This window comes from Bartonella doshiae NCTC 12862 = ATCC 700133, from assembly GCF_000278155.1.
GTDB classification, from domain to species: Bacteria; Pseudomonadota; Alphaproteobacteria; order Rhizobiales; family Rhizobiaceae; genus Bartonella; species Bartonella doshiae.
Genome location: NZ_JH725095.1, coordinates 84,427 through 109,472, shown reverse-complemented (window position 1 = coordinate 109,472; position 25,046 = coordinate 84,427). Strand labels below are relative to the sequence as shown.

Here is a 25,046-nt window from a genome sequence, read left to right as displayed (position 1 = left end):
TATAAAAGCAGCTTTAATTTATTTCAGTAAACTAAAGGGATTCGGATCATTATTTATACCGGATCGGTTTTGTCTGTAAAATACATCAGGTGTTTTATAGTAGTTGTAAACATAATCAAGGAGAGTAGACGTGGCTCGTATTGCTGGCGTCAATATCCCGACAAATAAGCGTGTGATTATTGCGCTTCAATATATTCACGGGATTGGACCAAAATTTGCTCAAGAAATTACTGAAAAAGTTGGCATTCCTGCAGAGCGTCGAGTTCATGAGCTTTCGGATGCAGAGGTGTTGCAGATTCGTGAAGCAATAGATCAGGGATATCAAGTTGAAGGAGATCTTCGTCGTGAAGTCGCGATGAATATTAAGCGTTTGATGGATCTTGGTTGCTATCGTGGATTGCGTCATCGTCGTTCTTTACCTGTTCGTGGACAGCGTACGCATACAAATGCACGCACGCGTAAGGGGCCAGCTAAGGCAATTGCTGGTAAGAAAAAATAAGAGTATTTTTTTTAGAAAAATAACCTTATTTTTTATGTATTTTGTTACTTGTTAAAGTTTTTTAACAGGAACGAAGAAGGTGGAGCTGCTGGTGTTACGGCAGTGAGGAGATCGTTGAAAGGAAAACTATGGCCAAGGAAGCCAAACGTGTTCGTCGTCGCGAGCGAAAGAATATTTCATCAGGTGTTGTGCATATTAATTCAACATTTAACAATACAATGATTACTATTACAGATGCTCAAGGAAATGCAGTTGCTTGGTCGTCTGCTGGAGCTCAGGGTTTTAAAGGTTCTCGTAAATCTACACCTTTTGCTGCTCAGGTTGCCGCGGAAGATTGTGCTAGAAAAGCACAAGAACACGGTATGCGTTCATTGGAAGTTGAAGTTTGTGGTCCGGGATCTGGCCGTGAATCTGCTCTGCGTGCATTGCAATCTGTTGGTTTTATAATTACTTCCATTCGTGATGTAACACCAATTCCTCATAATGGATGTCGTCCGCGGAAAAGGCGGCGTGTTTAATCGGGTGTTGTTTTTCATTATCGGAGATTTCTCTGATGTTCACATTGTCTGTTACGGTTGAATGGTGGCAGAACTAAAGAACGGGAATAAAAATATGATCCAGAAAAACTGGCAAGAATTGATTAAACCAAATAAGGTTGAATTTTCTGCGCATGATAATCCAAACGTTCTGAGCGTAATTGCAGAGCCTTTAGAGCGGGGATTTGGATTAACATTAGGAAATGCGCTTCGTCGTGTATTATTATCATCGCTTCGTGGTGCTGCGGTTACTGCTGTGCAGATTGATGGTGTTTTACATGAATTTTCATCAATTCCGGGTGTTCGTGAGGATGTTACAGATATTATTCTGAATATTAAAGAAATCGCAATTCGTATGGAAGAGGAGGGACCTAAACGTATTGTTGTTTGTAAAGAAGGTCCCGGTATCGTAAAGGCGGGAGATATTAGTACTGTTGGGGATATGGAAATTCTGAATCCAGAGCATGTTATTTGCACTCTCGATGAAGATGCTGAAATCCGTATGGAGTTTATTGTCAATACAGGAAAGGGTTATGTTCCTTCTGATCGTAATTTTATTGATGATGCGCCAATTGGTCTTATTCCAGTTGATAGTCTTTATTCACCAATTCGTAAAGTATCTTACAAGGTAGAGAATACGCGTGAAGGGCAGGTTCTGGACTATGATAAATTGACGTTAACGATTGAAACGAATGGTGCTGTGAATGGTGAAGATGCTGTTGCTTTTGCTGCACGTATTCTTCAAGATCAGTTATCTTTATTTGTTAATTTTGAAGAACCACAGAAGGAGATTGTTGAAGAATCCGCTTCAGAGCTTGCTTTTAATCCTGCGCTTCTCAAAAAAGTGGATGAATTAGAGCTTTCAGTTCGTTCTGCAAATTGTCTTAAAAATGATAATATTGTCTATATTGGTGATCTTATTCAGAAAACAGAAGCTGAAATGCTTAGAACACCGAATTTTGGACGGAAGTCATTAAATGAAATTAAGGAAGTTTTGGCATGTATGGGATTGCATCTTGGTATGGAAATTCCTGCTTGGCCACCTGAAAATATTGATGATCTTGCCAAGCGTTATGAAGATCAGTATTAAAATTAAAATGTAAGGAGAAGGCTCATGCGCCATAGTAATTCAGGTCGCAAATTGAACCGGACTGCTAGTCATCGTAAAGCTATGTTTGCAAATATGGCGGTTTCGCTGATCGAGCATGAGCAGATTATGACTACACTTCCAAAAGCTAAGGAAATTCGTCCTATTGTGGAAAAGTTGGTTACGCTTGGTAAACGTGGAGGTTTGCATGCGCGTCGACAAGCAATTGCAGCACTTCGTGATGCAGGGAAAGTTGCCAAGTTATTTGATACACTTGCTCCGCGTTATGCAATGCGCAATGGTGGATATTTGCGTATTATGAAGGCCGGATTTCGTACCGGTGATAATGCACCCATGGCTGTTATAGAATTTGTTGATCGTGATGTTGATGCAAAGGGTGCTGTAGATCGTGTGCGCACGGGGAGTGCTGCAAATGAGAAAGAAGTTTTCTGATAAAGTGTCTTTTCCTGTAGGATTTTAAAAACCGCTTTTTAGAGCGGTTTTTTTTATGAATATTTCAGAGTTTTTTTGTTTTCAGGATAAATACAGAAAAAAGATTACAAAATATTGAATTATTTGATTTTTATAATATTTTTGTTTCCAGATAGGTTGTTTTTATTTTCAATAATAAATATGAATGAGAAATGATGAGCTTATGGAGTATGAGAGGAGCTTCTTCTTGTATTAAGAGTTGTTTATTTTATTAAGGAGCGTGTTATGAGGCATTCTTTTTTGCTATGTTTTTTTTGGGTGATGATGACACAGATGTCGTTTCATTGTGCATATGCTCAAATTCCACAAACACGGCAAGAACTTACTCTTTCATTTGCTCCTTTAGTTAAAAAAACTATTCCGTCTGTTGTAAATATTTATGCAGCTCGACAAATTAGAGCGCGTTCGCCTTTTGAAGGTGATCCATTTTTTGAGCAATTTTTTGGTCGTTTTCAAAATAGCCGTCCTTTACGTACACAATCATCTTTAGGATCAGGGGTTATCGTTGATGTGCGTGGTTTGATCGTTACCAATTATCATGTCATTAAGGATGCAGATGAAATTAAAGTTGCTCTTTCTGATGGTCGGGAGTTTGAAAGCAAAGTGCTGTTAAGAGATGAAGCAACGGATATCGCTATTCTTGAAATTAATTCAAATGGTGCTCAGTTTCCTATTCTTTCTTTGGGAAATTCTGATGCTGTTGAAGTTGGTGATCTTGTCTTAGCAATTGGTAATCCTTTTGGTGTTGGCCAAACGGTTACAAGTGGTATTGTTTCTGCGCAAGCGCGTACACGTGTTGGTATTTCTGATTTTGATTTTTTTATTCAAACAGATGCTGCGATTAATCCAGGGAATTCTGGTGGGGCTTTAATTGATATGAAAGGACAATTAATAGGGATTAATACGGCTATTTATTCACGTTCAGGTGGTTCTGTTGGGATTGGTTTTGCTATTCCAGCAAATCTTGTGAAAGTGATGCTTGATACTGTAAAGCGTGGTGGAAAATATTTTGTACCACCTTATATTGGCGCATCTTTCCAAAGAGTCACTCCTGATATTGCTGGTGGTCTGGGTTTAGAGCGTCCTTATGGTGCTCTTGTCATTGAGGTTAATAAAGAGGGGCCTGCTGCCAAATCTGGCTTGCAAGTAGGCGATGTTATTTTACGTGTAGAAGGGATGCGTGTTGATAGCCCGGATAGCCTTGGGTATCGTTTGATGACAGCTGATATTGGACATAGTATTGCTTTAGAATATTTACGGAATGGCAAAATGTTTAAGACAGAAATAACTATTACATCAGTTCCTGAGGCTGCATTTTTAAAGTCTGAAAAAATTAGTGGTGAAGGTCCTCTTTCTGGTGCAGAAATATTGGATTTAACACCGCAAAACAGTCGACGTTTTCATCTTCCTGCATCTGCAAAAGGTGTTGTTATTAGCAATCTTGATGAAATGAGTAATGCTGCTGGGATTTTTCGTCCCGGAGATATTTTACGTGTTCTGAATGGCTATAAAATCCAAACAGTCAGTCAGTTAAAAAAGATTCTTATGCAAGATCGTCCGAGTGTTTGGCAATTAGAATATGAACGTAATGGGATATACATTCGCCAATTTATTCGTTGAGGTTTTTTTTGAATAAAGATTTTTTTACTTCACCTTTTGATCTTCATGTTAATAAAAATAAACCGCTTGCAGAGAGAATGCGTCCTCGTTCTCTCAAGGATGTAATAGGACAAGATCACCTTCTTGGAGAAGATGGTTTGCTTTCTCGTATGCTTGCGTCTGGCTCAATTGGTTCAATGATTTTTTGGGGAGCTCCGGGAACAGGAAAAACAACGGTGGCGCGTTTGTTAGCAGTTGAAACAAATTTTATTTTTGAACAAGTGTCTGCTATTTTTACTGGAGTTGCTGAACTTAAAAAGATTTTTGAAAGTGCGCGGATTCGCTTTATGTCTGGGGGACGAACAGTTTTATTTGTTGATGAAATTCATAGATTTAATCGTGCTCAGCAGGATAGTTTTCTTCCTGTCATGGAAGATGGTACGGTCATTCTTATAGGTGCAACAACAGAAAATCCTTCATTTGAACTTAATGCTGCTCTTCTTTCTCGTGCACGTGTTTTGACGTTTCTTCCTCATGACAATGAAAGTTTGAGCAAGCTTTTGAAATGTGCAGAAGAAGTGGAAGGAAAGCTTCTTCCTCTAGATGGTGATGCTAGAGATATTTTGATTAGAATGTCTGATGGTGATGCGCGGGCAGCATTAACGTTGGCAGAGGAAGTTTGGTGTGCTGCACGACAGGGAGAGATATTTGATGCTGTTGCTTTGCAAAAGATTATTCAGCGTCGTGCTCCAATTTATGATAAAGGACGAGAGGGCCACTATAATCTCATTTCAGCGTTACATAAATCAGTTCGTGGATCTGATCCTGATGCTGCGCTTTATTATTTGGCACGTATGTTAGATGCGGGGGAAGATCCTCTCTATATTGGGCGAAGATTGGTCCGTATGGCTGTTGAAGATATCGGCTTGGCAGATCCGCAAGCTCTTGTCATTTGTAATGCGGCAAAAGATGCTTATGATTATTTAGGGTCACCTGAAGGAGAGTTGGCTTTGGCTCAAGCATGTCTTTATGTTGCAACGGCGCCAAAATCTAATGCAACATATCTTGCATATAAGGCAGCACTGCGTTGTGCACGCAAAAATGGTTCTTTACCTCCTCCTCGGCATATTTTGAATGCACCTACAAAATTTATGAAAGAAGAAGGATATGGATATGGTTATCGTTATGATCATGATGAACCAGATGCTTTTTCTGGACAGGAATATTTTCCTGAAAAACTTGGGCGTCAGAGCTATTATCAACCACGAGAACGTGGTTTTGAGCGGGAAATTGCGAAGCGTCTTGAGTGGTGGAAGCAATTGCGCAAAAAACGAGGCAATCAAACATAAAATTTTAATTGAAATGAGATTTTTTATTATTCTTGAACTGCTTTTACATCAGTTATAGGGTTATAATTTTATAAATAATTTGGACGCAACGCTTTAAAATCTTATTATTTTTAGAGTAAAATTTTTTCTTTTTTATCTAAGCAAAGATTCCAAATATGCTTAAAATTCAATTTTAAGAAATGTTGGTTTAATTATGCTTCATAGGCTGCTTTGTAATTATGGTTTTAATTGTAGGATGTCCTGTCATTTTGATTGATAGCAAGTTTTTGGTTCTAAGAGCAGAGGATTCACTAAGAGCTATAATCTCTTAGATGCTTAGAGAAGGATCAGAAGGTTTTGTGTATAAAGCATTGTATTGAAATTTAAATTGTTTCTTTTCTGCAGGAGAGATATAAATATACTAAGCTTTTCTCCTTTATAGGAAGGTATTTTATTGAAGTGTATTTGTATTGTAAGATAAAAAGGAAATTTTTACGCATATTTATGAGATCTTGTGGACATCATATCATGATAGAAATGGAAATAGTCTGTGAGAATCTCAACTCAGGGCTTTGGTTAAGTTAAAAGAACAGTGTACACTGGATATTAGGTTGTTATGAATCGGTCAGGGATATAATCGTGGATAAAACAAAAGCACTCGATGCTGCTCTCTCACAAATTGAACGTTCTTTCGGTAAAGGCTCAATTATGCGTCTTGGGCAAAAAGAGCAGGTTGTTGAAATTGAAACAATTCCAACAGGTTCGTTGTCCTTGGATATTGCTTTAGGTGTTGGTGGATTACCGAAAGGGCGTATTGTTGAGATTTATGGACCAGAAAGTTCTGGAAAGACAACACTAGCTCTTCATGCCATTGCTGAGGCACAGAAAATTGGTGGAATTTGTGCTTTTATTGATGCAGAGCATGCTCTTGATCCTATTTATGCACGTAAACTTGGTGTTGATTTAGAAAATTTGTTCATTTCTCAGCCCGATACTGGTGAACAAGCGTTGGAAATTACTGAAACACTTGTGCGCTCTGGTGCAGTTGATGTGCTGGTTGTTGATTCCGTAGCAGCTTTGACGCCACGGGCGGAAATTGATGGAGAAATGGGGGATGCTTTACCCGGATTGCAGGCCCGATTAATGAGTAAAGCGTTACGAAAATTAACAGCAGCGATTTTTCGCTCTAACTGTATGGTTATCTTTATTAATCAAATTCGCATGAAAATCGGTGTGATGTTTGGTTCTCCTGAAACGACAACAGGCGGAAACGCTTTAAAGTTTTATGCTTCTGTTCGTTTAGATATTCGCCGCATTGGATCCATTAAAGATAGGGATGCAATCGTTGGTAATCAGACGCGCGTTAAAGTAGTGAAGAATAAATTGGCACCTCCATTCAAACAGGTTGAGTTTGATATTATTTATGGTGAAGGTATTTCCAAAGTAGGCGAATTGATTGATTTGGGTGTCAAAGTTGGCATTGTGGAAAAATCTGGTGCATGGTTTTCTTATAATTCTCAGCGTTTAGGACAGGGGCGTGAGAATGCAAAGCAGTTTTTGCGTGAACATGCGGAAATAGCCGCTGAGATTGAAGCAGCTTTGCGCCAAAATGCTGGTTTGATTGCAATTGAACTGCTAGAAAATGCAGGGTCAGAAAATACAGAAAGCGATGAAACGATGTGATGAATTGCTTGTTTAACGGCCATTCATTTATTTGAAATCTTTCTATTTTTATTTAAAAATTTAAAGTATTGAGACCATTTACTTTTCGATTTTATTGAAAAAGCATTCCACTTTTTGATTAAATTGACTCTACGAGTGTAGCAAAGAGGATATTTAATGAGGCGGATTTTGCTTTTATAGTTTTGCGCTGTACTTTACAGGTGACGATATGGATAGTGTTAATAGTATACGGTCAACTTTTCTGGATTTTTTTCATCTTAACGGACATAAAGTTCTTTCTTCTAGCCCTCTTGTTCCACGTAATGATCCTACACTCATGTTTACAAATGCTGGAATGGTGCAGTTTAAAAATGTTTTTACTGGACTTGAACAGCCTCCTTATAAGCAGGCCGCAACGGCACAAAAATGTGTCCGTGCCGGTGGAAAGCATAATGATCTTGATAATGTTGGCTATACGGCGCGCCATCATACATTTTTTGAAATGTTAGGTAATTTTTCTTTTGGTGATTATTTCAAAGAAGAAGCAATTTTTCTTGCGTGGAATCTTTTAACAAAAGAATTTTGTCTTCCAAAAGAGAAATTGTTGGTGACAGTTTATCATAGTGATGATGTCGCTGCTGAACTTTGGCATAGAATTTCAGGTCTTCCTGATGAAAAAATTGTCCGTATTGCGACGAATGATAATTTTTGGGCGATGGGGGATGTTGGTCCTTGCGGTCCTTGTTCGGAGATTTTTTATGATCATGGAGATAAAATCTGGGGAGGACCACCTGGAAGTGCTAATGAGGATGGTGATCGCTTTGTTGAAATTTGGAATCTGGTCTTCATGCAATATGAGCAGGTGAGTAAGGCAGAGCGTGTTGAATTGCCTCATCCTTCTATTGATACAGGTATGGGATTAGAGCGTATTGCTGCTGTTTTACAGGGTGTTCATGATAATTATGATATTGATCTTTTTCGTGCATTAATCAGTGCATCACAAGAGATAACAGGGGTTGAAGCAACGGGTGATTTTGTTGCGAGCCATCGCGTGATTGCTGATCATCTCCGCTCATGTGCATTTTTGATTGCTGATGGTGTTCTTCCTTCTAATGAAGGTCGAGGATATGTTTTACGTCGTATTATGCGTCGTGCTATGCGTCATGCGCATCTTCTTGGTGCTAAAGAGCCATTGATGTGGCGACTTTTGCCTGCTTTAATTCGCGAAATGGGACAAGCTTATCCTGAATTGGTGCGTGCTGAATCTTTGATTTCAGAAACTTTAAGGTTAGAAGAAACACGGTTTCGTAAAACTCTTGAACGAGGACTCGGTTTGTTGAATGAAGCAAGTAGCAATCTTCAAGAAGGGGATCATTTTAATGGTGAAGTTGCCTTTAAGCTTTATGATACCTATGGTTTTCCGCTTGATTTAACGCAGGATGTTTTGCGGCGTCGTGGAATATCTGTTGATGTTGATACCTTTGATAAAGCGATGGAGCGTCAAAAAGAGGAAGCGCGTGCCAATTGGTCTGGTTCTGGGGAAGCTGTAACAGAAAAGATCTGGTTTTCTGTTCGTGATAAAGTGGGGGCCACAGAATTTTTGGGTTATGGAACAGAAACGGCTAAAGGCATTCTTACAGCTCTTGTGTGTGATGGTAAACTCGTTGATCATATTTCTTCAGGTCAGAAAGCTATGCTTGTTGTCAATCAGACACCTTTTTATGGTGAATCTGGTGGGCAAATTGGTGATAGCGGTATCATTTCTGGTAAAAATTTTATTTTTGAGGTGCGTGATACCCAAAGAAAGGGTGATGGTGTTTTTATCCACATTGGGGAGGTGAAATCTGGTCAGGCATCGAGGTCTGATTGTGTAGAATTAACAGTTGATGCTGTTCGTCGTAAGAAAATCTGTGCGAATCATTCTGCTACCCATTTATTACATGAAGCTTTGCGTCAAGTTTTGGGATCTCATGTTACACAAAAAGGTTCTTTGGTATCGCCAGATCGGTTACGTTTCGATTTTTCTCATCCAAAATCCGTTTCACCAGAAGAATTGAAAAAAATAGAAGATTTAGCAAATGATATTGTTTTGCAAAATAGCGCGGTAACAACACAACTTATGCTCGTGGATGATGCCATTTCTAAAGGGGCAATGGCGTTATTCGGTGAAAAATATGGTGATGAAGTCCGCGTTGTTTCTATGGGAAATGAGCTTGAACCAGGGGAATTAAAGAAGAATTGGTCAATTGAGCTTTGTGGCGGTACACATGTGAAGAGAACAGGGGATATTGGTTTAATTCATATTGTTTCTGAAAGTTCTGTGTCGGCTGGAGTTCGTCGTATCGAAGCTTTAACAGGGACAACTGCACGCCTCCATCTAAGTCGCCAAGATGAGCGAATCCACGAAATTGCTGACCTTTTAAAAATTTCTTCTGCTGATGTAGAAGAACGTGTTCGGATTCTGCTTGATGATCGTCGTAAACTTGACAAAGAATTGAATGATGCACGCAAGAAAATTGCCTTGAATGGTGGGGATATGAAAAATGGTCAAGAAGATATTACCGTCATCAACGGTACTTCTTTTATGGGGCGTGTTGTGAGAAATATTTCACCAAGGGATTTGAAAGCATTCGTGGATTCTGGAAAGAAGCAGATTGGATCTGGGGTAGTCGTTTTCATCTGTATTTCAGAGGATGGCAAGGGGAGTGCTGCTGTTGGTGTTACTGATGATTTGACGGATAAGTTGAATGCTGTTGATTTGGTGCGTATTGTTTCAGGTGTTCTTGGTGGTCAAGGTGGTGGTGGGCGTCCTGATATGGCGCAGGCTGGTGGACCTGAAGGGAATAAGGCTGATGAAGCACTTGCGGCGTTAAAAGCTTTTCTTGAAGGATAATTTCTGATTTATTACTTAGTTTCTTAGCTTCGAGATTTTTTAAAGAGGGGGGATTTACAGCTTTTTCTTCAAAGTTGGAGGTTATTTTATGATGCCATGGCTTCATGTAATGGAAACACGTTTTCATCTTCTCCTATTGCTGGTTGCTCGATTGTTAAACCGCTAGCTTTTAAGAGTTTGTAGAAGCGTCCGCCTTTGTTGATCAGTTCTTGAAAGCTTCCTTTTTCAATTAAGTGACCATGTTCTAGAAAGAGCACAAGATCAGCATTGCGTACTGTTGAAAGATGATGTGCTATAATAAAAGTAGTGCGGTTATGACTGATACTTTCAAGGGCATCTTTAACGCGTGCCTCTGTTTCGGCATCAAGAGCACTGGTTGCTTCATCTAGAATAAGGATGGGTGCATTTTTTTAAACAGCGCGCGCAATTGCTAAGCGTTGTTTTTCTCCACCTGACAATTGAGAACCTCGCTCGCCGACTATTGTGTCATAACGATTGTTTTTTTTCAGAATAAAATCATGGGCTGCTGCTATTTTTGCTGCTTCATAAAGTTCCTCATCGGTTACAGTTGCTCTTCCTATCGAAATGTTGTTGTGAATAGTTCGATTGAAAAGGTCGGCGTCTTGAAACACTGTTGCTAAAGATTTGCGTAAAGATTCGCGATTAACAGAGCGTATATTTATTCCATCAATGGAGATATGTCCAAATGTGGGGTCGTACACGCGCTGCAACAAGTTGATTAATGTTAGTTTTGCCTGCACCTGTTGGTCCTACAATTGCAACGGTTTGCCCTGCTTTAATTTTAAATGAAATATCAAAAATACCTTGAGAAGAATTTGGGAATTTATAGGTAACGTGATGAAATTGTATTGCACCCTTAACATTTTGGAGGGAAGGTAAGCTTTCAGGTTCGTTAATATGAAAGGTTAAGTCTTCCATTTTAAAGAATTCTTGTAGTTTTGCTTGTGAAGACGCTGCTAAATTAATAAAATTGCTCATTTGATCCAAACGACTAATCATTAATTGTGCAAATCCGACAAAAGCAACAACTTCACCCACACGTAATTGACCTTTTGCCACAAAAAACGCTCCAAGCAAAAAGACACATACTATTGAAACGGTTGAAGCCATTCGGGTTAAGCCACTTGCCAGCGCCCACCAGTTAAGAACAGGGTTTTGTGCTTGAAGAAGATCGTTTGTATGTTTTTTCAGTGCTAAAGCTTCTTCCTTTATTCGGTTATAGCTTTATACAATGGAAACGTTAGAGATTGAATCACTGACATGTTTACACACATTATGATGATAGCATTCTACAGCGGCTTGTCCGTCTTTTGTTTTTCGCATCACTAAACGTGCAATCAGTACAAAATGATGGCGAGTACAACCAAGACTGTTGAAAGACGCCAATTTCATGTGAAAAGCTATGGGGATGAGAACAAATAAGGCGACAAGCGTTGAGAGATGCTGACGCATAAAATCAAGCCATATGGTTGACATAGAATCTACGGCGCGCAAGAGTGTATGGAGAGCGTTAGAAGTTCCTCGTTGTTTATGCCACATTAAAGGCATGGCAATGATACGTTCAAAGGATTCCGTTAAAACAGCTAAGTGACGTCTATGTGCTAAACGATCAGCCTCGCGAGCTACAAGGACATAAGCAATAATATGTGAGAGTCCAAAACATACCCAAATCGTGAGGGTTAGAACAATATCTGACTTTTCAGCAATGGAATCAATGACGCGTCCAAATAAAATAGGTTCTGCAATAGTGATAACAGCCAATATAACATTAGCGGAACAGATTAAAAGAGATGTATTTTTTTCTCTGTTTAGGTAGGTAAGAATACGTGCATAGGTTTTGAATAAGGACACAGGGCATTATCTCCAATAGTTATCACAAGTATAAAAGTTATAGTTCTGATAATCATTAGGTTGTGAGTTAATAAAATTTTATCAGTAAGAAAATGCAATTTTAGATACTGACTGTAATATGGTGTGATAAAGCCAGTTCTATAGGATATGGATTTTTGTGTTTAAGACATAAAACAGGTCAAGAGAATTATCTGGTAAGGGAAGTGTTATGGTAGGCGTCGAAATAAAACAGGTTGAGGTAGATGAAAACGGAATGCGCTTGGATCGCTGGTTTAAAGTGCATTATCCAAGAGTTGGATTTGGATATTTACAAAAGTTGCTCCGTTCTGGCCAGATACGGGTTGATGGTGGGCGTGTTAAAGCTGATACACGTCTTCTCATGGGGCAAGTTGTGCGTGTTCCACCTTTCCCTGTTGATGATAAGGAAAGCTTCCCTATAACGGATAAAACACTTCGTGGACAGGATGATGGAACTGTTTTGAAAAAAATGCTCCTCTATGAAGATCCAAAGGTTTTTGTTTTTAATAAGCCTGCGGGGTTAGCTGTACAAGGTGGCTCTGGTTTGACGCGCCACGTGGATAGTATGCTTGAGGCATGGCGCAATAAAAAAGGTGAAAAACCACGTTTGGTTCACCGCCTTGATCGTGAAACATCTGGTGTGCTCATTGTTGCGCGGTCTAGGAGTGCTGCGCAGGCTTTGACGGCTGCTTTTAGAGAGCGGGAAACAAAAAAAACTTATTGGGCATTGGTACGAGGCGTTCCTAGAAAAAAACAGGATAAAATTTCAACATGGATGGTCAAGGAAGTAACTGAGCAGGGTGATAAAATGCGTGTTTGTGAACATGGGGAGCCAGATTCTAACCATGCAGTTTCCTACTATCGCGTTTTAGATACTAGAGGAAGAACTCTTTCGTGGCTTGAAATGGAACCTTATACGGGGAGAACACATCAACTCCGTGTACATGCCGCCCATATAGATCACCCTATCATTGGTGACTCAAAATATTTTTTTTCTGATAGTAATTGGGAATTACCAGGGGGAATTCAAAACCGACTTCACCTTCATGCACGTCGTATTCGTATTCCTCATCCTTCAGGAGGGTTATTGGATGTTATCGCACCTTTACCTCCTCATATGCTACAAAGCTTTAATCTTTTGGCTTTTAATGAGAATGATGGTGAGACAGGATAATAATAGAATTTTTTTGTAGCTTGTTCTTTTTGATAGATGCAAGTTTTGCATAGAGATTTTATAAGGTGTTTACATGGTATAAGTTGTTACGAATAGAGCTCTTCGTAAGGGGGGCTGTTATTAAGGAATTATGTTTTTTAGTTATGAATTTGCGGATATCATTTATAAATTTTCTTTCTATAGTTTTTTATCTTATTATGTCGTAAAACATTGCCATAATATAAGAAAAACTCTTACCATTACATCCCTGTTTTTGAAATAAAAAGAACTGCTTCCATAAAATGACGAGAAGGGTTTTCAATTCCTCGTACAAATTTCCATCAATAAATAAAAAACTCTTTGTTAATTTTGCTTATTAATGTAAGATTCTTTCCCCTTGGTTATGTTTGTTCTTTACAAAGGAACATTACTATCGCTCTACTTTTTAATTTTAGTTTTATTGAGATGTGTAGAAGTTAGGAAAATCGGTAGATTTGTTGAAAATATCAAAGGTAAAACCAATATGCATGAAATTTTGGATCATTTTGATATGCCATTGGATAAAAATAATACTGTTCATAAAACTCAAAAGCTTTCATGCCAGATGTTAGCAAAACGATTTTATAGGGAAGTAAAAATTTTTTGTGAGGAGGGGGGATTTTCTATATTATTGGATGAATGTCCAGTTAAAACACCAGCTAAGCGCCATTTTCTTGTACCAACAGAAGTGTTTGCTGCATTGGTAGCGGAGGAATTTGAAAGTCAAAAAGAGGTTATTGATCCAGCAAAAATGCCAATGACGCGTCTTGTTAACACTGTTATTGATGGCATAGTTGATGATATGCAGGTTGTTTTTGAAGATTTATTGCGTTTTGTTGCATGCGATATGATTTTTTATCGTGCGCAAACACCAAAAGAGTTGGTGCAGCGACAGTGTGAATTGTGGGATCCTTTATTGGATTGGGCAGAAGAAAAACTTGGTGCACGGTTTTATTTGACAGAAGGGCTTATGCATGTTGAACAATCACGGGGCGCCATTCAAGCAGTAAGTAATTATTTACGTCGAGTTGAATCTCCTTATATGCTTGCTGCACTTCATACAATGACAACCTTAACAGGATCAGCTCTTATTGCTCTTGCTGTTGCTGCGAGAAGAATTAATGCAGATCATGCTTGGGATATTGCCCATTTAGATGAAAATTGGACGATGGAACAATGGGGCATTGATGAGGAAGCAATGGCGCGCAGAGCCCATAGAAAAGTTGAGTTTAATACTGCTGCTAAAATTGTTACTACTTGCTTTTAAAGTCAAATTCTTTTCAGTTTATGTTCGCACGTTTATTTTTCAAAATCATAGTATTTTAATGATTTTCTGGGGATTGATTTGTATCTTTTCAAGTCCAGGAAATGCTTGATTGGTTATGTTTAAGATTGCCTCGTCATTACCACGGATAAAATACCATTGCTCATTGCAAAGAAGAGCAATAATTTCAGTTTGAATAGAGGATTTTTTTCCGGAATTCGTTATGGTTACAAACTCTATAGGTACTACAAAATAAGGAATATCATTATCGAGTTTGCCTTCTCGTTTTTTCTTTTGGTTGATTGTAATACTTTCAATCTTATAATTTTCCGCCAACTGTTCTATTTGGCTTTTCATGATTTGTTGAAACTGGGATTTGCTAAGACTTTTTTTGGCAATGAGGCTATCAATAATCTGAGGAGGGATAGCATTTAAGATGGCTTCTGCATCGGAATTTTGAATCGCTTTACTGTAAGCAAATACTGCTTTTTCAAAAGTTGTAAGTTCTTTACTTGTAATTGTATAAGCATAAACTGTTGATATAATAAAAGTAATGCATGAAAGAATAAAAAAGAGAAGACGAATTCGCGGCATTTGAAACCTTGATAATTGATTTGAAGAGATTCAAATAACCTTATAAAGGAAAAGCACAAAAGCAAAAAGTACCTTGTGTTCTTTAATAAGAAAAATATCCACAAAAATGGAGATTTTAACCTCCATTTCTAAATTGAAAAGGGAGACTTCTTATTTTCTAAGAAGAATAATACATATCAAATTCGACAGGATGTGGCGTGGTTTCATAACGCAAAACTTCTTGCATTTTTAATTGAATGAAAGAATTGATCTGATCATCATCAAAGACATCACCAGCTTTAAGAAAGCTACGATCTTTATCAAGCGATTCGAGAGCTTCACGCAAACTTCCTGAGACTGTAGGAATTTCTGTTAGCTCTTTTTGAGGAAGATCATAAAGATCTTTATCCATAGCGTGTCCAGGATGGATTTTGTTTTTGATGCCATCAAGTCCAGCCATTAATAGTGCTGCAAATGCTAAATATGGATTTGCTGTTGGATCTGGGAAACGAACTTCTACACGCTTTGAATTTGGCGAAGAGCTCATTGGGATGCGGCAAGATGCAGAACGATTGCGTGCAGAATAAGCAAGAAGGACAGGAGCTTCATAACCAGGGACTAAACGTTTATAAGAGTTTGTGGATGGATTAGTGAAGGCATTGACTGCTTTTGCATGTTTAATAATGCCACCAATGAAGAATAAGCAGGTTTCTGATAATCCAGCATATTCATTTCCCGCAAAAATTGGTTTTCCATCTTTCCAAATGGACATATGAACATGCATGCCTGAACCATTATCTCCAAAAACCGGTTTTGGCATAAAAGTTGCTGTTTTCCCATAGCTGTTTGCTATTTGATGTACGACATATTTAAAAATTTGCATCTTATCAGCTTCGCGAACGAGAGTGTCAAAGCGAATACCTAATTCATGTTGACCTGCTGCGACTTCGTGATGATGCTTTTCAACGCGGATACCCATATCTTTTAGTGCTGTAAGCATTTCAGAGCGCATATCTTGGCAGGAATCTACAGGAGGGACTGGAAGGTAGCCTCCTTTCATTCTTGGGCGATGACCGAGATTTCCCATCTCATATTCCGTGTCATCGTTAGATGGAAGTTCACTAGAATCGAGTTTAAAACCTGTGTTGTAAGGATCTGTTTTATAGCGCACATCATCAAAGATAAAAAACTCCGCTTCTGGACCTATATTGATAGTATCTCCAATTCCTAAAGATTTCATATAAACTTCGGCTCTTTTAGCGATAGAACGAGGATCTCTGCGATAAAACTCTCCAGAAACAGGATCAAGTACATCACAAAATATGACCAAAGTAGATTGCGCAAAAAAAGGATCAATATGTGCTGTTTCTGGAACGGGCATCAAAACCATGTCAGATTCATTGATTGTTTTCCATCCGCAAATTGAAGAACCGTCAAACATAACGCCATCGCTAAATGTGTCCTCACTGATTTCTGCAATGTCCATTGTGATGTGATGCAATTTTCCTCGAGGATCAGTAAAGCGTAAATCAACAAAACGTATATCATTGTCTGTAATCTGTTTGAGAATATCTGATGCGGTTGTCATATTCAATTTTCCTTATGGGACTGAGGGGGACAAAAAAGGTGAAGAATTTTGTAGCTGTTAAAGAGCATCGTTTCCGGCTTCATTTGTGCTGATACAAATAGCATCATCGATGGAAGAAATGAATATTTTTCCATCTCCAACATGTTTTGTTTGAGCTGCCTTTTGTATTGCATTAACGGTTTGTTGCAGTTTTTCATCGGCAACGACAATTTCAATTTTTACTTGGGGTAGAAAATCAACAACATATTTAGCTCCGCGATAAAGTTCTGTATGTCCTTTTTGACGACCAAAACCCTTTGCTTCTGTTACTGTAATACCGTGTAATCCAATTTTTTGAAGCGCTTCTTTCACTTCATCAAGTTTGAAAGGTTTTATAATGGCTTCAATTTTTTTCATGCTGAAATTTTCTCCAACGTTATTTTGTCTTCTTAGACTGCATTACATTATATTGGCAACAGCGAGATGTGCCAACAGATTACTTTCTGCACAAAAAGTCAAAAAATATGGCAAAGAATATATTTTTTGGAAAAGATTTTCTTGCAGTATAAAAAGGCATATTATTTTTTGTTTGTCGTGCGTAACAAAACTTCTTTTAGAAATTTTCCTGTGTAGGATGTAGGAACTTTAATAATATCTTCAGGACGTCCTGACGCAACGATCTCACCGCCGCCATCTCCTCCTTCAGGTCCTAAGTCAATAATCCAATCAGCAGTTTTTATGACGTCAAGATTATGTTCAATGACGATAACAGTATTACCTTGTTCGACAAGTTCATGCAGCACTTCAAGAAGTTTAGAAATATCATGAAAATGCAGACCTGTTGTTGGTTCATCCAAAATATAAAGGGTACGTCCCGTTGTTTTACGTGAAAGTTCTTTTGCAAGTTTTACACGCTGCGCTTCACCTCCAGAAAGCGTTGTAGCTTGCTGTCCTACTTTAATATAGCCAAGGCCAACTCTCATCAGGGTTTTCATTTTATTATGAATAGCAGGAATCGCTTGAAAAAATTCTTCTGCTTTTTCAATTGTCATGTCAAGAATATCCGCTATAGAGTTTCCCTTAAATTTTACTTCCAGTGTTTCTCTATTATAGCGTTTTCCTTGGCAGACATCGCAAGTAACATAAATATCGGGCAAAAAATGCATTTCAATTTTTATAACACCATCACCTTGACACGCCTCGCAGCGTCCTCCTTTAACATTAAATGAAAAACGTCCTGCTTGATATCCGCGGGCCTTTGATTCTGGAAGTTCGGAAAACCACTCACGGATTGGGGTAAATGCGCCTGTATAGGTTGCTGGATTGGAGCGCGGAGTACGCCCAATGGGAGATTGGTCGATATCGATTACCTTATCGAGAAATTCTAATCCTTCAATTTTGTCGTACCTTTCGGGATTATGATGACTTCCCATGATATGACGTGATGCAGCTTTGAAAAGAGTTTCAATGAGAAAAGTTGATTTTCCTCCGCCTGAAACGCCGGTTATGCATGTGAAGGTTCCAAGAGGGATGTGCGTACTGATATTTTTTAGGTTATTGCCCCTAGCACCAATGATTTTAAGTGTTTTCGATTTTGATATTTTGCGTCGTTGGCTAGGTACTGTAATAGCTATTTTTCCTGCAAGATATTGGCCTGTAAGAGAGGATGGATTTTCTATAATTTCTTGTGGTGTTCCTTGCGCTATGATTTCTCCACCATGAACACCTGCGGCAGGGCCCATGTCAATTACATGGTCTGCAGTTAAAATGGCATCTTCATCATGTTCAACGACTATAACTGTATTGCCAAGATTACGCAGGTGATGTAACATCTTTAGAAGGCGTTCATTATCACGTTGGTGTAAACCTATAGATGGTTCATCTAAAATATAAAGTACACCTGTAAGACCGGAACCAATTTGAGATGCTAATCGAATGCGTTGACTTTCTCCACCTGATAGTGTGCCTGAACTGCGAGATAAAGTCAGATATTCAAGTCCTACATGATTTAAAAAAGCCAAGCGTTCACGAATTTCTTTTAAAATTCGTGCAGCAATATTACGTTGTTTTTTAGTCAGATATTGTTGAATATCGGTAAACCAATCATTTGCTTTTAAAATAGAAAGTTCGGATATTTGTCCAATATGCATTCCTTGAATTTTAACCGCCAGCGCTTCTGGTTTTAAACGATAACCGTGACAGGCTGGACAAGGTGAAGAAGACATATAATGTTCAATCTCTTCACGTGACCACGCAGAGTCAGTTTCTTTCCACCGCTTTTCCATATTTGGGATGATTCCTTCAAAATATTGAGTTGTTTTGTGCTTTCCTGGATCATTTTTACAAACAAAAGTAATTTCTTTTCTTTTTGTGCCATAGAGAATGGCATGTTGTGCTTCCTTGGAGAGTGAGCACCATTTATCTGTGAGTTTAAATCCGTAAATTTTTCCTAATGCTTGCAAGGTTTGGCTATAATAAAGGGAAGATGATTTAGACCAAGGGACAATCGCTCCAGATTCTAAGGTAAGGTTTTCATTTGGTACGATTTTTGTTGGGTCAATTACTTTTTTAGTGCCAAGTCCGTCGCAAAGTGGGCAAGCGCCAAAAGGATTATTAAAGGAAAAGAGGCGTGGTTCAATTTCAGGGATAGAAAATCCAGAGACTGGGCAAGAAAAATTTTCTGAAAAGATCAATCGTTTGTGTGTTTCATTCTTCGATTTATAAGCGGATTCTTTTGTGGTTTCTTTTTGTGACAAGGGGTGATCTGCCATTTCTGCAACAGCAAGACCATTTGCTAACTGTAAACAGGTTTCTATACTGTCTGCTAAGCGAGAGGAAATATCATTGCTTACAATAATACGATCTACCACGACATCTATGTCATGTTTATACTTTTTATCAAGAGGAGGAATATCGGGGATTTCATAGAACTTTCCATCAACTTTAGCGCGCTGGAATCCTTTTTTTAAAAGCTCTGTTAGTTCTTTTTTATATTCTCCTTTTCGTCCTCGAACGAGAGGTGCCATAATAAAAGTTCGCGTACCTTCCGGTAAGGACATAATTTGATCAACCATTTGGCTTACCGTTTGGCTTTCAATAGGAAGTCCCGTAGTGGGGGAATGAGGAACTCCGATACGTGCAAAGAGAAGGCGCATGTAATCATGGATTTCAGTGACGGTACCCACTGTTGAACGCGGATTACGACTGGTGGTTTTTTGTTCAATGGAGATAGCTGGAGAAAGTCCGTCTATTCGATCGACGTCTGGTTTTTGCATCATTTCCAGAAATTGTCGAGCATAAGCCGAAAGGCTTTCAACATAGCGGCGTTGACCTTCGGCGTAAATTGTATCAAAAGCCAAGGATGATTTACCTGATCCAGAAAGTCCTGTTATGACGATCAGTTTGTCGCGAGGGAGATCTAGATCAATATTTTTGAGATTGTGCTCACGCGCGCCGCGAATAGAGATGTATTTTTGATAAGCCATGTTTTATCCTTGGCATATGTAAAAAAGCATATGTGACAAAAATGAGAGCTTCTAAAGATAAATAAAGTTGTTTCTTTAGAATGACAACGTGTTTTACTGTTTTAAAGCGGAAAAAAGTGCAAGTTCTGTGGAAAGAGAGGTAAAGAAACGGCTTTTTATTCAAAGTGATGGAATAAACTATGCGTTGTTATCATCTTTTGCTATAATAACGCATTATGTTTTTTTAAGGTTAGCAAGATTTACAGTGATGGTCAATTGTGTAGACACGCAAATGGCAAGATCAAAATGGGAATAACCCTGTTTACGTTAGTTTTGCAAATTAAGATTTTGGAGTTTATGTGATGGCTGGTAGCCTTAATAAAGTTATTTTAATTGGTAATCTTGGTGCGGATCCTGAAGTTCGCCGTTTGAATTCTGGTGATCAAGTGGCAAATCTTCGTATTGCTACTTCAGAGAGTTGGCGCGATCGTAATACGAACGAGCGTAAGGAACGTACAGAATGGCATAATATCGTTATTTTTAATGAAAACCTTGTTAAAGTTGCAGAACAATATTTGAAAAAAGGTAGCAAGATCTACATTGAAGGTCAATTGCAGACACGAAAATGGCAAGATCAAAATGGGAATGACCGTTATACAACAGAGATTGTTTTACAAAAATACCGAGGCGAATTACAAATGCTTGATGGACGTGGAGTAAGTGGAGGAGAGCAAATGCAAGGTATAAACCAGTCGAGCAGTGGTTATGGTAGCGGTGGTTTTAGTGACAATAGCTTAAATCAGAGGGATGTTTTTGGTCAAAATAATAATCAATCAAGAGAAGACTTCTCACACAAATTAGATGATGATGTTCCTTTTTGATACGTTTATAAAGTCCGCTTATCATTTTTTTATTCTCTGTTGTTTTTTATTTTCCGTTTTTTATAGTTCATGAAAGTAAGTCCTGTTTATTTTCAGCCCAATTTAAAATAAATAACATGTTGAAAAGGAGAGTTAAATTTCGTCCCTGTTGTGAGAGAGAAATTAGCATTTTGGTGTTTTTTTCGCTATAAATAAAATGAAATGATTCTTTTTTGAAAGTTCTAAAACTGTGAGCGATCTTATTCCACCACCAGAACGTGATGCACTGATCGGTATTGAACCGATCAGTATTATTGATGAAATGCAGCGCTCCTATCTCGATTATGCAATGAGCGTGATCGTTTCGCGTGCGCTTCCTGATGTACGTGATGGTCTTAAGCCAGTTCATCGGCGTATTCTTCATGCTATGAATGAGATGGGGCTTTCTTTTAATAAATCATATCGTAAATCTGCGGGTGTTGTAGGGGAGGTTATGGGAAAATTCCACCCCCATGGAGATGCTTCAATTTATGATGCGTTAGTGCGTATGGCGCAGGACTTTTCTTTGCGAAATCCATTGATTGATGGTCAAGGAAATTTTGGTTCTGTTGATGGTGATCCACCTGCTGCAATGCGCTATACAGAATGTCGTTTAGAAAAAGTTTCCGAAGAGCTCTTAGCCGATATCGATAAAGATACGGTTGATTTTCAGGATAATTATGATGGGCGTGAGCGTGAACCGGTGGTCTTGCCAGCGCGTTTCCCGAATCTTTTGGTTAATGGATCAGGTGGTATTGCCGTAGGGATGGCAACCAATATTCCCCCTCATAATCTTGGTGAAGTCATTGATGGTTGTATTGCCTTGATTGATAATCCTAGCATAACACTTGATGAAATTATTGAAATTATTCCTGGTCCTGATTTTCCTACTGGTGGTATTATTCTTGGTCATTCTGGTATCCGTTCAGCTTATGAAACGGGACGCGGATCAGTTATTATGCGTGCGAAGGTTGATATTGAAGAAATTCGCAATGGTCGCCAAGCAATTATTGTAAGCGAAATACCTTATCAAGTGAATAAAGCAACGATGATTGAGAAAATGGCCGAGTTGGTGCGTGATAAACGCATCGAAGGAATTTCTGATTTGCGTGATGAATCTGATCGGGATGGATATCGCGTTGTTATTGAGTTGAAGAAAGATGTTGTTGCGGAAGTTGTTTTAAATCAACTGTATCGTTATACGCCACTGCAAACTTCTTTTGGTTGCAATATGGTTGCGTTGAATGGGGGAAAGCCTGAACAGATGGCGTTGCTTGATATGCTTCGTGCATTTGTTTCTTTCCGAGAAGAGGTTGTTAGTCGGCGAACAAAATATCTTTTGCGTAAAGCACGTGAACGTGCACATGTTTTGGTTGGTCTCGCCATTGCTGTTGCCAATATCGATGAAATTATAGCACTTATTCGCAAAGCGCCTGATCCACAGACAGCGCGTACACAATTAATGGAACGGCGCTGGCCAGCTGTTGATGTAGCTCCTTTAATTAAACTCATTGATGATCCACGTCATGTTATTCATGAAGATAATACTTATAATTTGTCTGAAGAACAGGCGCGCGCTATTCTGGAGTTGCGCTTGCAAAGGTTGACAGCACTTGGGCGTGATGAAATTGCTGATGAATTGAATAAAATTGGAGTGGATATCGCCGATTATCTTCATATTTTGGCATCGCGTTCTCAGATTATGAATATCGTTAAGGATGAGCTTAGCTCTCTTCGTGAGGAATTTGCAACTCCGCGGCGCACTGTATTTGGTTTTGGCAGTGCTGAGATGGATAATGAAGATCTCATTGCGTCAGAAGATATGGTAGTTACAGTAAGTCATAGCGGTTATATTAAGCGTGTACCCCTTAATACATATCGTGCACAGCGCCGCGGTGGTAAAGGGCGTTCTGGTATGTCTACGAAAGATGAGGACTTTGTAACGCGTTTGTTTGTTGTTAATACGCACACACCAGTCCTTTTCTTTTCGTCACGTGGGATTGTTTACAAGGAAAAAGTTTGGCGTTTGCCACTTGGTACGCCGCAATCGCGCGGGCGGGCTCTGATCAATATGCTTCCCTTACAGCAAGGTGAGCGTATAACAACAATTATGCCTTTGCCAGAAGATGAAGCAAGTTGGAGTGAATTGGATGTGATGTTCGCAACGACGCGCGGAACTGTACGTCGTAATAAATTATCAGATTTCGTTCAAGTTAATCGTAATGGTAAAATTGCAATGAAATTGGATGAGGAAGGAGATGAGATTCTTTCTGTCGAAACGTGCACAGAACATGATGATGTGGTACTCACAACGGCGAATGGACAATGTATACGTTTTCCAGTTGTTGATGTTCGTGTTTTTGCAGGTCGTAATTCGGTTGGCGTCCGTGGTATCAATTTAGCAAACGGTGATAAAGTCATTTCGATGACTATCTTAGAGCATGTTGAGGCAACTTCGGTTGAACGTTCTGCTTATATCAAGCGTGTGGTTGGTGAACGTCGTGCTGCTGGAGCAGATGCTGAAGATATTTTAACTCTTGATGAAGATGATGGAGGATCCGAAGCGGAATTGACAGATGAGCGCTACGCAGAGCTTAATGCACGCGAACAAATGCTTTTAACAGTGAGTGAATTTGGTTATGGAAAACGATCTTCCTCCTATGAATTTCGCATTTCCGGGCGTGGTGGAAAAGGAATTCGTGCAACAGATCCCTCTAAAACAGTTGAAATTGGTAAATTAGTGGCTGCTTTTCCGGTAAAGATGCAAGATCAAATTATGTTGGTATCGGATGGTGGGCAGCTCATTCGCGTTCCTGTTGATGGTATTCGTATAGCGGGACGTTCAACCAAAGGGGTGACGATCTTCAATACGGCTGAAGGGGAAAAAGTTGTATCGGTTGAGCGTATTTCTGAATCTGAAGAAGATACTGGCCAATTAGGTGATGAAGCAGAGAATTCTGGTACGATTGATTTTAGTGAAGAGAAATAATTTTAAAGGGAACGGAGTAAAATGGTGAAAATTGCTCTTTACGCAGGTTCCTTTGATCCTCTTACCAACGGTCATCTCGATGTTTTACGGGGTAGTCTTGTTTTGGCAGATAAGGTCGTTGTGGCTATAGGTATACAGGCCCAAAAAAAGGCACTTTTTAGCTTTGAGGAGCGTATAGAGTTAATTACGCAAGTGGGAAAAGATTTGTTAAGCGTTGGATCTGACCGATTACAGGTTATTTCATTTGATACTCTTTTGGTTGATAAGGCGCGTGAAATAGGTGCTTCATTTCTTATTCGCGGCTTACGTGATGGCACTGACCTTGATTACGAAATGCAAATGGCAGGAATGAATGGTATCATGGCACCTGAATTACAAACAATTTTTTTGCCAGCAAGCGTTTCTGGACGTGCTATAACGTCTACATTGGTGCGCCAGATTGCTTCTATGGGAGGTGATGTGGCATCCTTCGTTCCTCAAAATGTTGCACGTGCTTTGCACTTGAAGTTTCAATCTTTAGGGAAGAATGGTTGTGTATCTTAAAATTTTTGCCATTTTGGCATGTGTTCTTTGTTTTTTTTCCTTGAGTGTAGTAGCAAATGATTCAGACGTGCTTGTTTTATCTCTCAAAAATGGTGATGTGGTTATTCGGTTACGTTCTGATCTGGCACCAAAACATGTTGCGCAAATCAAGAAATTAACAAAAGAAGGTGCTTACAATAATGTTGTATTTCACCGTGTTATTCCAGGTTTTATGGCGCAAACGGGTGATGTAAAATTTGGAAAAAAGGGGAGTGCAAATTTTGATCTTAAACGTGTTGGTATGGGTGGTTCAGATTATCCCAATATCCCAGCAGAATTTTCAAAGCAGCCATTTAAACGCGGCACTGTTGGAATGGCACGTTCGCAAGATCCTCATTCGGCAAATTCTCAGTTTTTCATTTGTTTTGATGATGCGGCTTTTCTGAATGGTCAATATACGGTTATTGGCGAGGTTATAAAGGGAATGGATGTTGTTGATAAAATTACAAAAGGCAGTGTAAATAATAATGGATCTGTTGCTGATCCTGATGTGATTAATTCCGCTACTTTACAAGCTGATAAATGAATAA

At 39.0% G+C, this 25,046-nt stretch carries 21 protein-coding genes and 1 pseudogene; 14 read left to right on the top strand and 8 right to left on the bottom strand.

Going from position 1 to position 25,046, the window contains the following annotated elements; genetic code table 11:
- Positions 1 to 130: 130 nt before the first annotated feature.
- From rpsM to alaS, 8 genes are all read left to right on the top strand, one after another.
- Positions 131 to 499, top strand: coding sequence for a 30S ribosomal protein S13 (rpsM, locus tag MCS_RS03390; RefSeq protein ID WP_004855686.1), 369 nt, complete (start codon positions 131 to 133; stop codon positions 497 to 499).
- 128 nt (positions 500 to 627) lie between these two features.
- Positions 628 to 1,017: a 30S ribosomal protein S11 gene (gene rpsK, locus MCS_RS03385; protein WP_004855685.1), complete on the top strand. Its 390-nt coding sequence runs from the start codon at positions 628 to 630 to the stop codon at positions 1,015 to 1,017.
- Between the two features lie 94 nt (positions 1,018 to 1,111).
- A complete protein-coding gene (locus MCS_RS03380) occupies positions 1,112 to 2,125 on the top strand; it encodes a DNA-directed RNA polymerase subunit alpha (RefSeq protein ID WP_004855683.1) in 1,014 nt (337 codons plus the stop codon).
- Positions 2,126 to 2,149: 24 nt separating this feature from the next.
- Positions 2,150 to 2,575, top strand: a complete 426-nt coding sequence (rplQ, locus tag MCS_RS03375; protein WP_004855682.1) for a 50S ribosomal protein L17 — start codon at positions 2,150 to 2,152, stop codon at positions 2,573 to 2,575.
- Positions 2,576 to 2,839: 264 nt separating this feature from the next.
- Entirely contained in the window at positions 2,840 to 4,234 is a 1,395-nt protein-coding gene (locus tag MCS_RS03370) for a DegQ family serine endoprotease (RefSeq protein WP_004855680.1), read from the top strand.
- Between the two features lie 8 nt (positions 4,235 to 4,242).
- Positions 4,243 to 5,562 carry a replication-associated recombination protein A gene (locus tag MCS_RS03365; RefSeq protein ID WP_004855679.1) on the top strand — a complete coding sequence of 440 codons (1,320 nt, stop codon included), beginning with the start codon at positions 4,243 to 4,245 and terminating at the stop codon, positions 5,560 to 5,562.
- A gap of 618 nt (positions 5,563 to 6,180) precedes the next feature.
- On the top strand, positions 6,181 to 7,224 hold the full coding sequence (recA, locus tag MCS_RS03360; protein WP_004855677.1) for a recombinase RecA: 1,044 nt from the start codon (positions 6,181 to 6,183) through the stop codon (positions 7,222 to 7,224).
- Between the two features lie 208 nt (positions 7,225 to 7,432).
- On the top strand, positions 7,433 to 10,096 hold the full coding sequence (gene alaS, locus MCS_RS03355) for an alanine--tRNA ligase (protein ID WP_004855676.1): 2,664 nt from the start codon (positions 7,433 to 7,435) through the stop codon (positions 10,094 to 10,096).
- 86 nt (positions 10,097 to 10,182) lie between these two features.
- Here alaS and MCS_RS08630 read toward each other — a convergent pair whose 3' ends face one another.
- The 4 genes and pseudogenes from MCS_RS08630 to MCS_RS08810 form a co-directional block, all read right to left on the bottom strand.
- Positions 10,183 to 10,353 carry a hypothetical protein gene (locus MCS_RS08630; RefSeq protein ID WP_244596003.1) on the bottom strand — a complete coding sequence of 57 codons (171 nt, stop codon included), beginning with the start codon at positions 10,351 to 10,353 and terminating at the stop codon, positions 10,183 to 10,185.
- A 153-nt stretch (positions 10,354 to 10,506) separates the two neighbouring features.
- A complete protein-coding gene (locus MCS_RS08820) occupies positions 10,507 to 10,818 on the bottom strand; it encodes an ATP-binding cassette domain-containing protein (RefSeq protein ID WP_004855674.1) in 312 nt (103 codons plus the stop codon).
- The gene (locus MCS_RS08815) at positions 10,784 to 11,035 is read right to left on the bottom strand and encodes an ATP-binding cassette domain-containing protein (protein WP_280176726.1); all 252 of its coding nucleotides are present in this window, start codon (positions 11,033 to 11,035) and stop codon (positions 10,784 to 10,786) included. Before MCS_RS08815 ends, MCS_RS08820 begins: the two co-directional genes overlap by 35 nt.
- 132 nt (positions 11,036 to 11,167) lie before the next feature.
- Positions 11,168 to 11,968, bottom strand: a pseudogene (locus MCS_RS08810) (ABC transporter transmembrane domain-containing protein); the annotation flags it as partial.
- 208 nt (positions 11,969 to 12,176) lie between these two features.
- On the opposite strand from MCS_RS08810, the gene MCS_RS03345 reads away from it, so the two are divergent.
- Complete coding sequence (locus tag MCS_RS03345) at positions 12,177 to 13,160, top strand: RluA family pseudouridine synthase (protein WP_004855668.1); 984 nt, start codon at positions 12,177 to 12,179, stop codon at positions 13,158 to 13,160.
- A 502-nt stretch (positions 13,161 to 13,662) separates the two neighbouring features.
- Complete coding sequence (locus MCS_RS03340; RefSeq protein ID WP_024864219.1) at positions 13,663 to 14,445, top strand: ATP12 family chaperone protein; 783 nt, start codon at positions 13,663 to 13,665, stop codon at positions 14,443 to 14,445.
- 45 nt (positions 14,446 to 14,490) lie between these two features.
- Here MCS_RS03340 and MCS_RS03335 read toward each other — a convergent pair whose 3' ends face one another.
- The 4 genes from MCS_RS03335 to uvrA form a co-directional block, all read right to left on the bottom strand.
- On the bottom strand, positions 14,491 to 15,036 hold the full coding sequence (locus MCS_RS03335; protein ID WP_004855666.1) for a hypothetical protein: 546 nt from the start codon (positions 15,034 to 15,036) through the stop codon (positions 14,491 to 14,493).
- 157 nt (positions 15,037 to 15,193) lie between these two features.
- Positions 15,194 to 16,603 carry a type I glutamate--ammonia ligase gene (gene glnA, locus MCS_RS03330; protein WP_004855664.1) on the bottom strand — a complete coding sequence of 470 codons (1,410 nt, stop codon included), beginning with the start codon at positions 16,601 to 16,603 and terminating at the stop codon, positions 15,194 to 15,196.
- Positions 16,604 to 16,660: 57 nt separating this feature from the next.
- The gene (locus tag MCS_RS03325) at positions 16,661 to 16,999 is read right to left on the bottom strand and encodes a P-II family nitrogen regulator (protein WP_004855663.1); all 339 of its coding nucleotides are present in this window, start codon (positions 16,997 to 16,999) and stop codon (positions 16,661 to 16,663) included.
- A gap of 161 nt (positions 17,000 to 17,160) precedes the next feature.
- Complete coding sequence (uvrA, locus tag MCS_RS03320; protein WP_004855661.1) at positions 17,161 to 20,067, bottom strand: excinuclease ABC subunit UvrA; 2,907 nt, start codon at positions 20,065 to 20,067, stop codon at positions 17,161 to 17,163.
- A 341-nt stretch (positions 20,068 to 20,408) separates the two neighbouring features.
- Between uvrA and ssb the strand changes: the two genes are divergently transcribed.
- The 4 genes from ssb to MCS_RS03300 all read left to right on the top strand — a co-directional run bounded on the left by ssb (position 20,409) and on the right by MCS_RS03300 (position 25,042).
- Positions 20,409 to 20,927 (top strand): single-stranded DNA-binding protein, encoded by a 519-nt coding sequence (gene ssb, locus MCS_RS03315; protein ID WP_004855660.1) that lies wholly within the window; start codon positions 20,409 to 20,411, stop codon positions 20,925 to 20,927.
- A gap of 229 nt (positions 20,928 to 21,156) precedes the next feature.
- On the top strand, positions 21,157 to 23,934 hold the full coding sequence (gyrA, locus tag MCS_RS03310; RefSeq protein ID WP_004855658.1) for a DNA gyrase subunit A: 2,778 nt from the start codon (positions 21,157 to 21,159) through the stop codon (positions 23,932 to 23,934).
- Positions 23,935 to 23,958: 24 nt separating this feature from the next.
- Positions 23,959 to 24,477 carry a pantetheine-phosphate adenylyltransferase gene (gene coaD / locus MCS_RS03305; protein ID WP_024864218.1) on the top strand — a complete coding sequence of 173 codons (519 nt, stop codon included), beginning with the start codon at positions 23,959 to 23,961 and terminating at the stop codon, positions 24,475 to 24,477.
- The gene (locus MCS_RS03300) at positions 24,461 to 25,042 is read left to right on the top strand and encodes a peptidylprolyl isomerase (RefSeq protein ID WP_004855655.1); all 582 of its coding nucleotides are present in this window, start codon (positions 24,461 to 24,463) and stop codon (positions 25,040 to 25,042) included. Before coaD ends, MCS_RS03300 begins: the two co-directional genes overlap by 17 nt.
- Positions 25,043 to 25,046 lie beyond the last annotated feature (4 nt).

Bases quoted from the DNA above. Each gene is read 5' to 3' on its own strand.
- MCS_RS03340 (WP_024864219.1), top strand. From the start codon at position 13,663: ATGCATGAAATTTTGGATCATTTTGATATGCCATTGGATAAAAATAAT.
- MCS_RS08815 (WP_280176726.1), bottom strand. From the start codon at position 11,035: ATGGAAGACTTAACCTTTCATATTAACGAACCTGAAAGCTTACCTTCC.
- MCS_RS03300 (WP_004855655.1), top strand. From the start codon at position 24,461: ATGGTTGTGTATCTTAAAATTTTTGCCATTTTGGCATGTGTTCTTTGT.
- rplQ (WP_004855682.1), top strand. From the start codon at position 2,150: ATGCGCCATAGTAATTCAGGTCGCAAATTGAACCGGACTGCTAGTCAT.
- MCS_RS03345 (WP_004855668.1), top strand. From the start codon at position 12,177: ATGGTAGGCGTCGAAATAAAACAGGTTGAGGTAGATGAAAACGGAATG.
- MCS_RS03325 (WP_004855663.1), bottom strand. From the start codon at position 16,999: ATGAAAAAAATTGAAGCCATTATAAAACCTTTCAAACTTGATGAAGTG.
- MCS_RS03335 (WP_004855666.1), bottom strand. From the start codon at position 15,036: ATGCCGCGAATTCGTCTTCTCTTTTTTATTCTTTCATGCATTACTTTT.
- MCS_RS03370 (WP_004855680.1), top strand. From the start codon at position 2,840: ATGAGGCATTCTTTTTTGCTATGTTTTTTTTGGGTGATGATGACACAG.
- alaS (WP_004855676.1), top strand. From the start codon at position 7,433: ATGGATAGTGTTAATAGTATACGGTCAACTTTTCTGGATTTTTTTCAT.
- glnA (WP_004855664.1), bottom strand. From the start codon at position 16,603: ATGACAACCGCATCAGATATTCTCAAACAGATTACAGACAATGATATA.
- rpsK (WP_004855685.1), top strand. From the start codon at position 628: ATGGCCAAGGAAGCCAAACGTGTTCGTCGTCGCGAGCGAAAGAATATT.
- uvrA (WP_004855661.1), bottom strand. From the start codon at position 20,067: ATGGCTTATCAAAAATACATCTCTATTCGCGGCGCGCGTGAGCACAAT.
- MCS_RS03380 (WP_004855683.1), top strand. From the start codon at position 1,112: ATGATCCAGAAAAACTGGCAAGAATTGATTAAACCAAATAAGGTTGAA.
- ssb (WP_004855660.1), top strand. From the start codon at position 20,409: ATGGCTGGTAGCCTTAATAAAGTTATTTTAATTGGTAATCTTGGTGCG.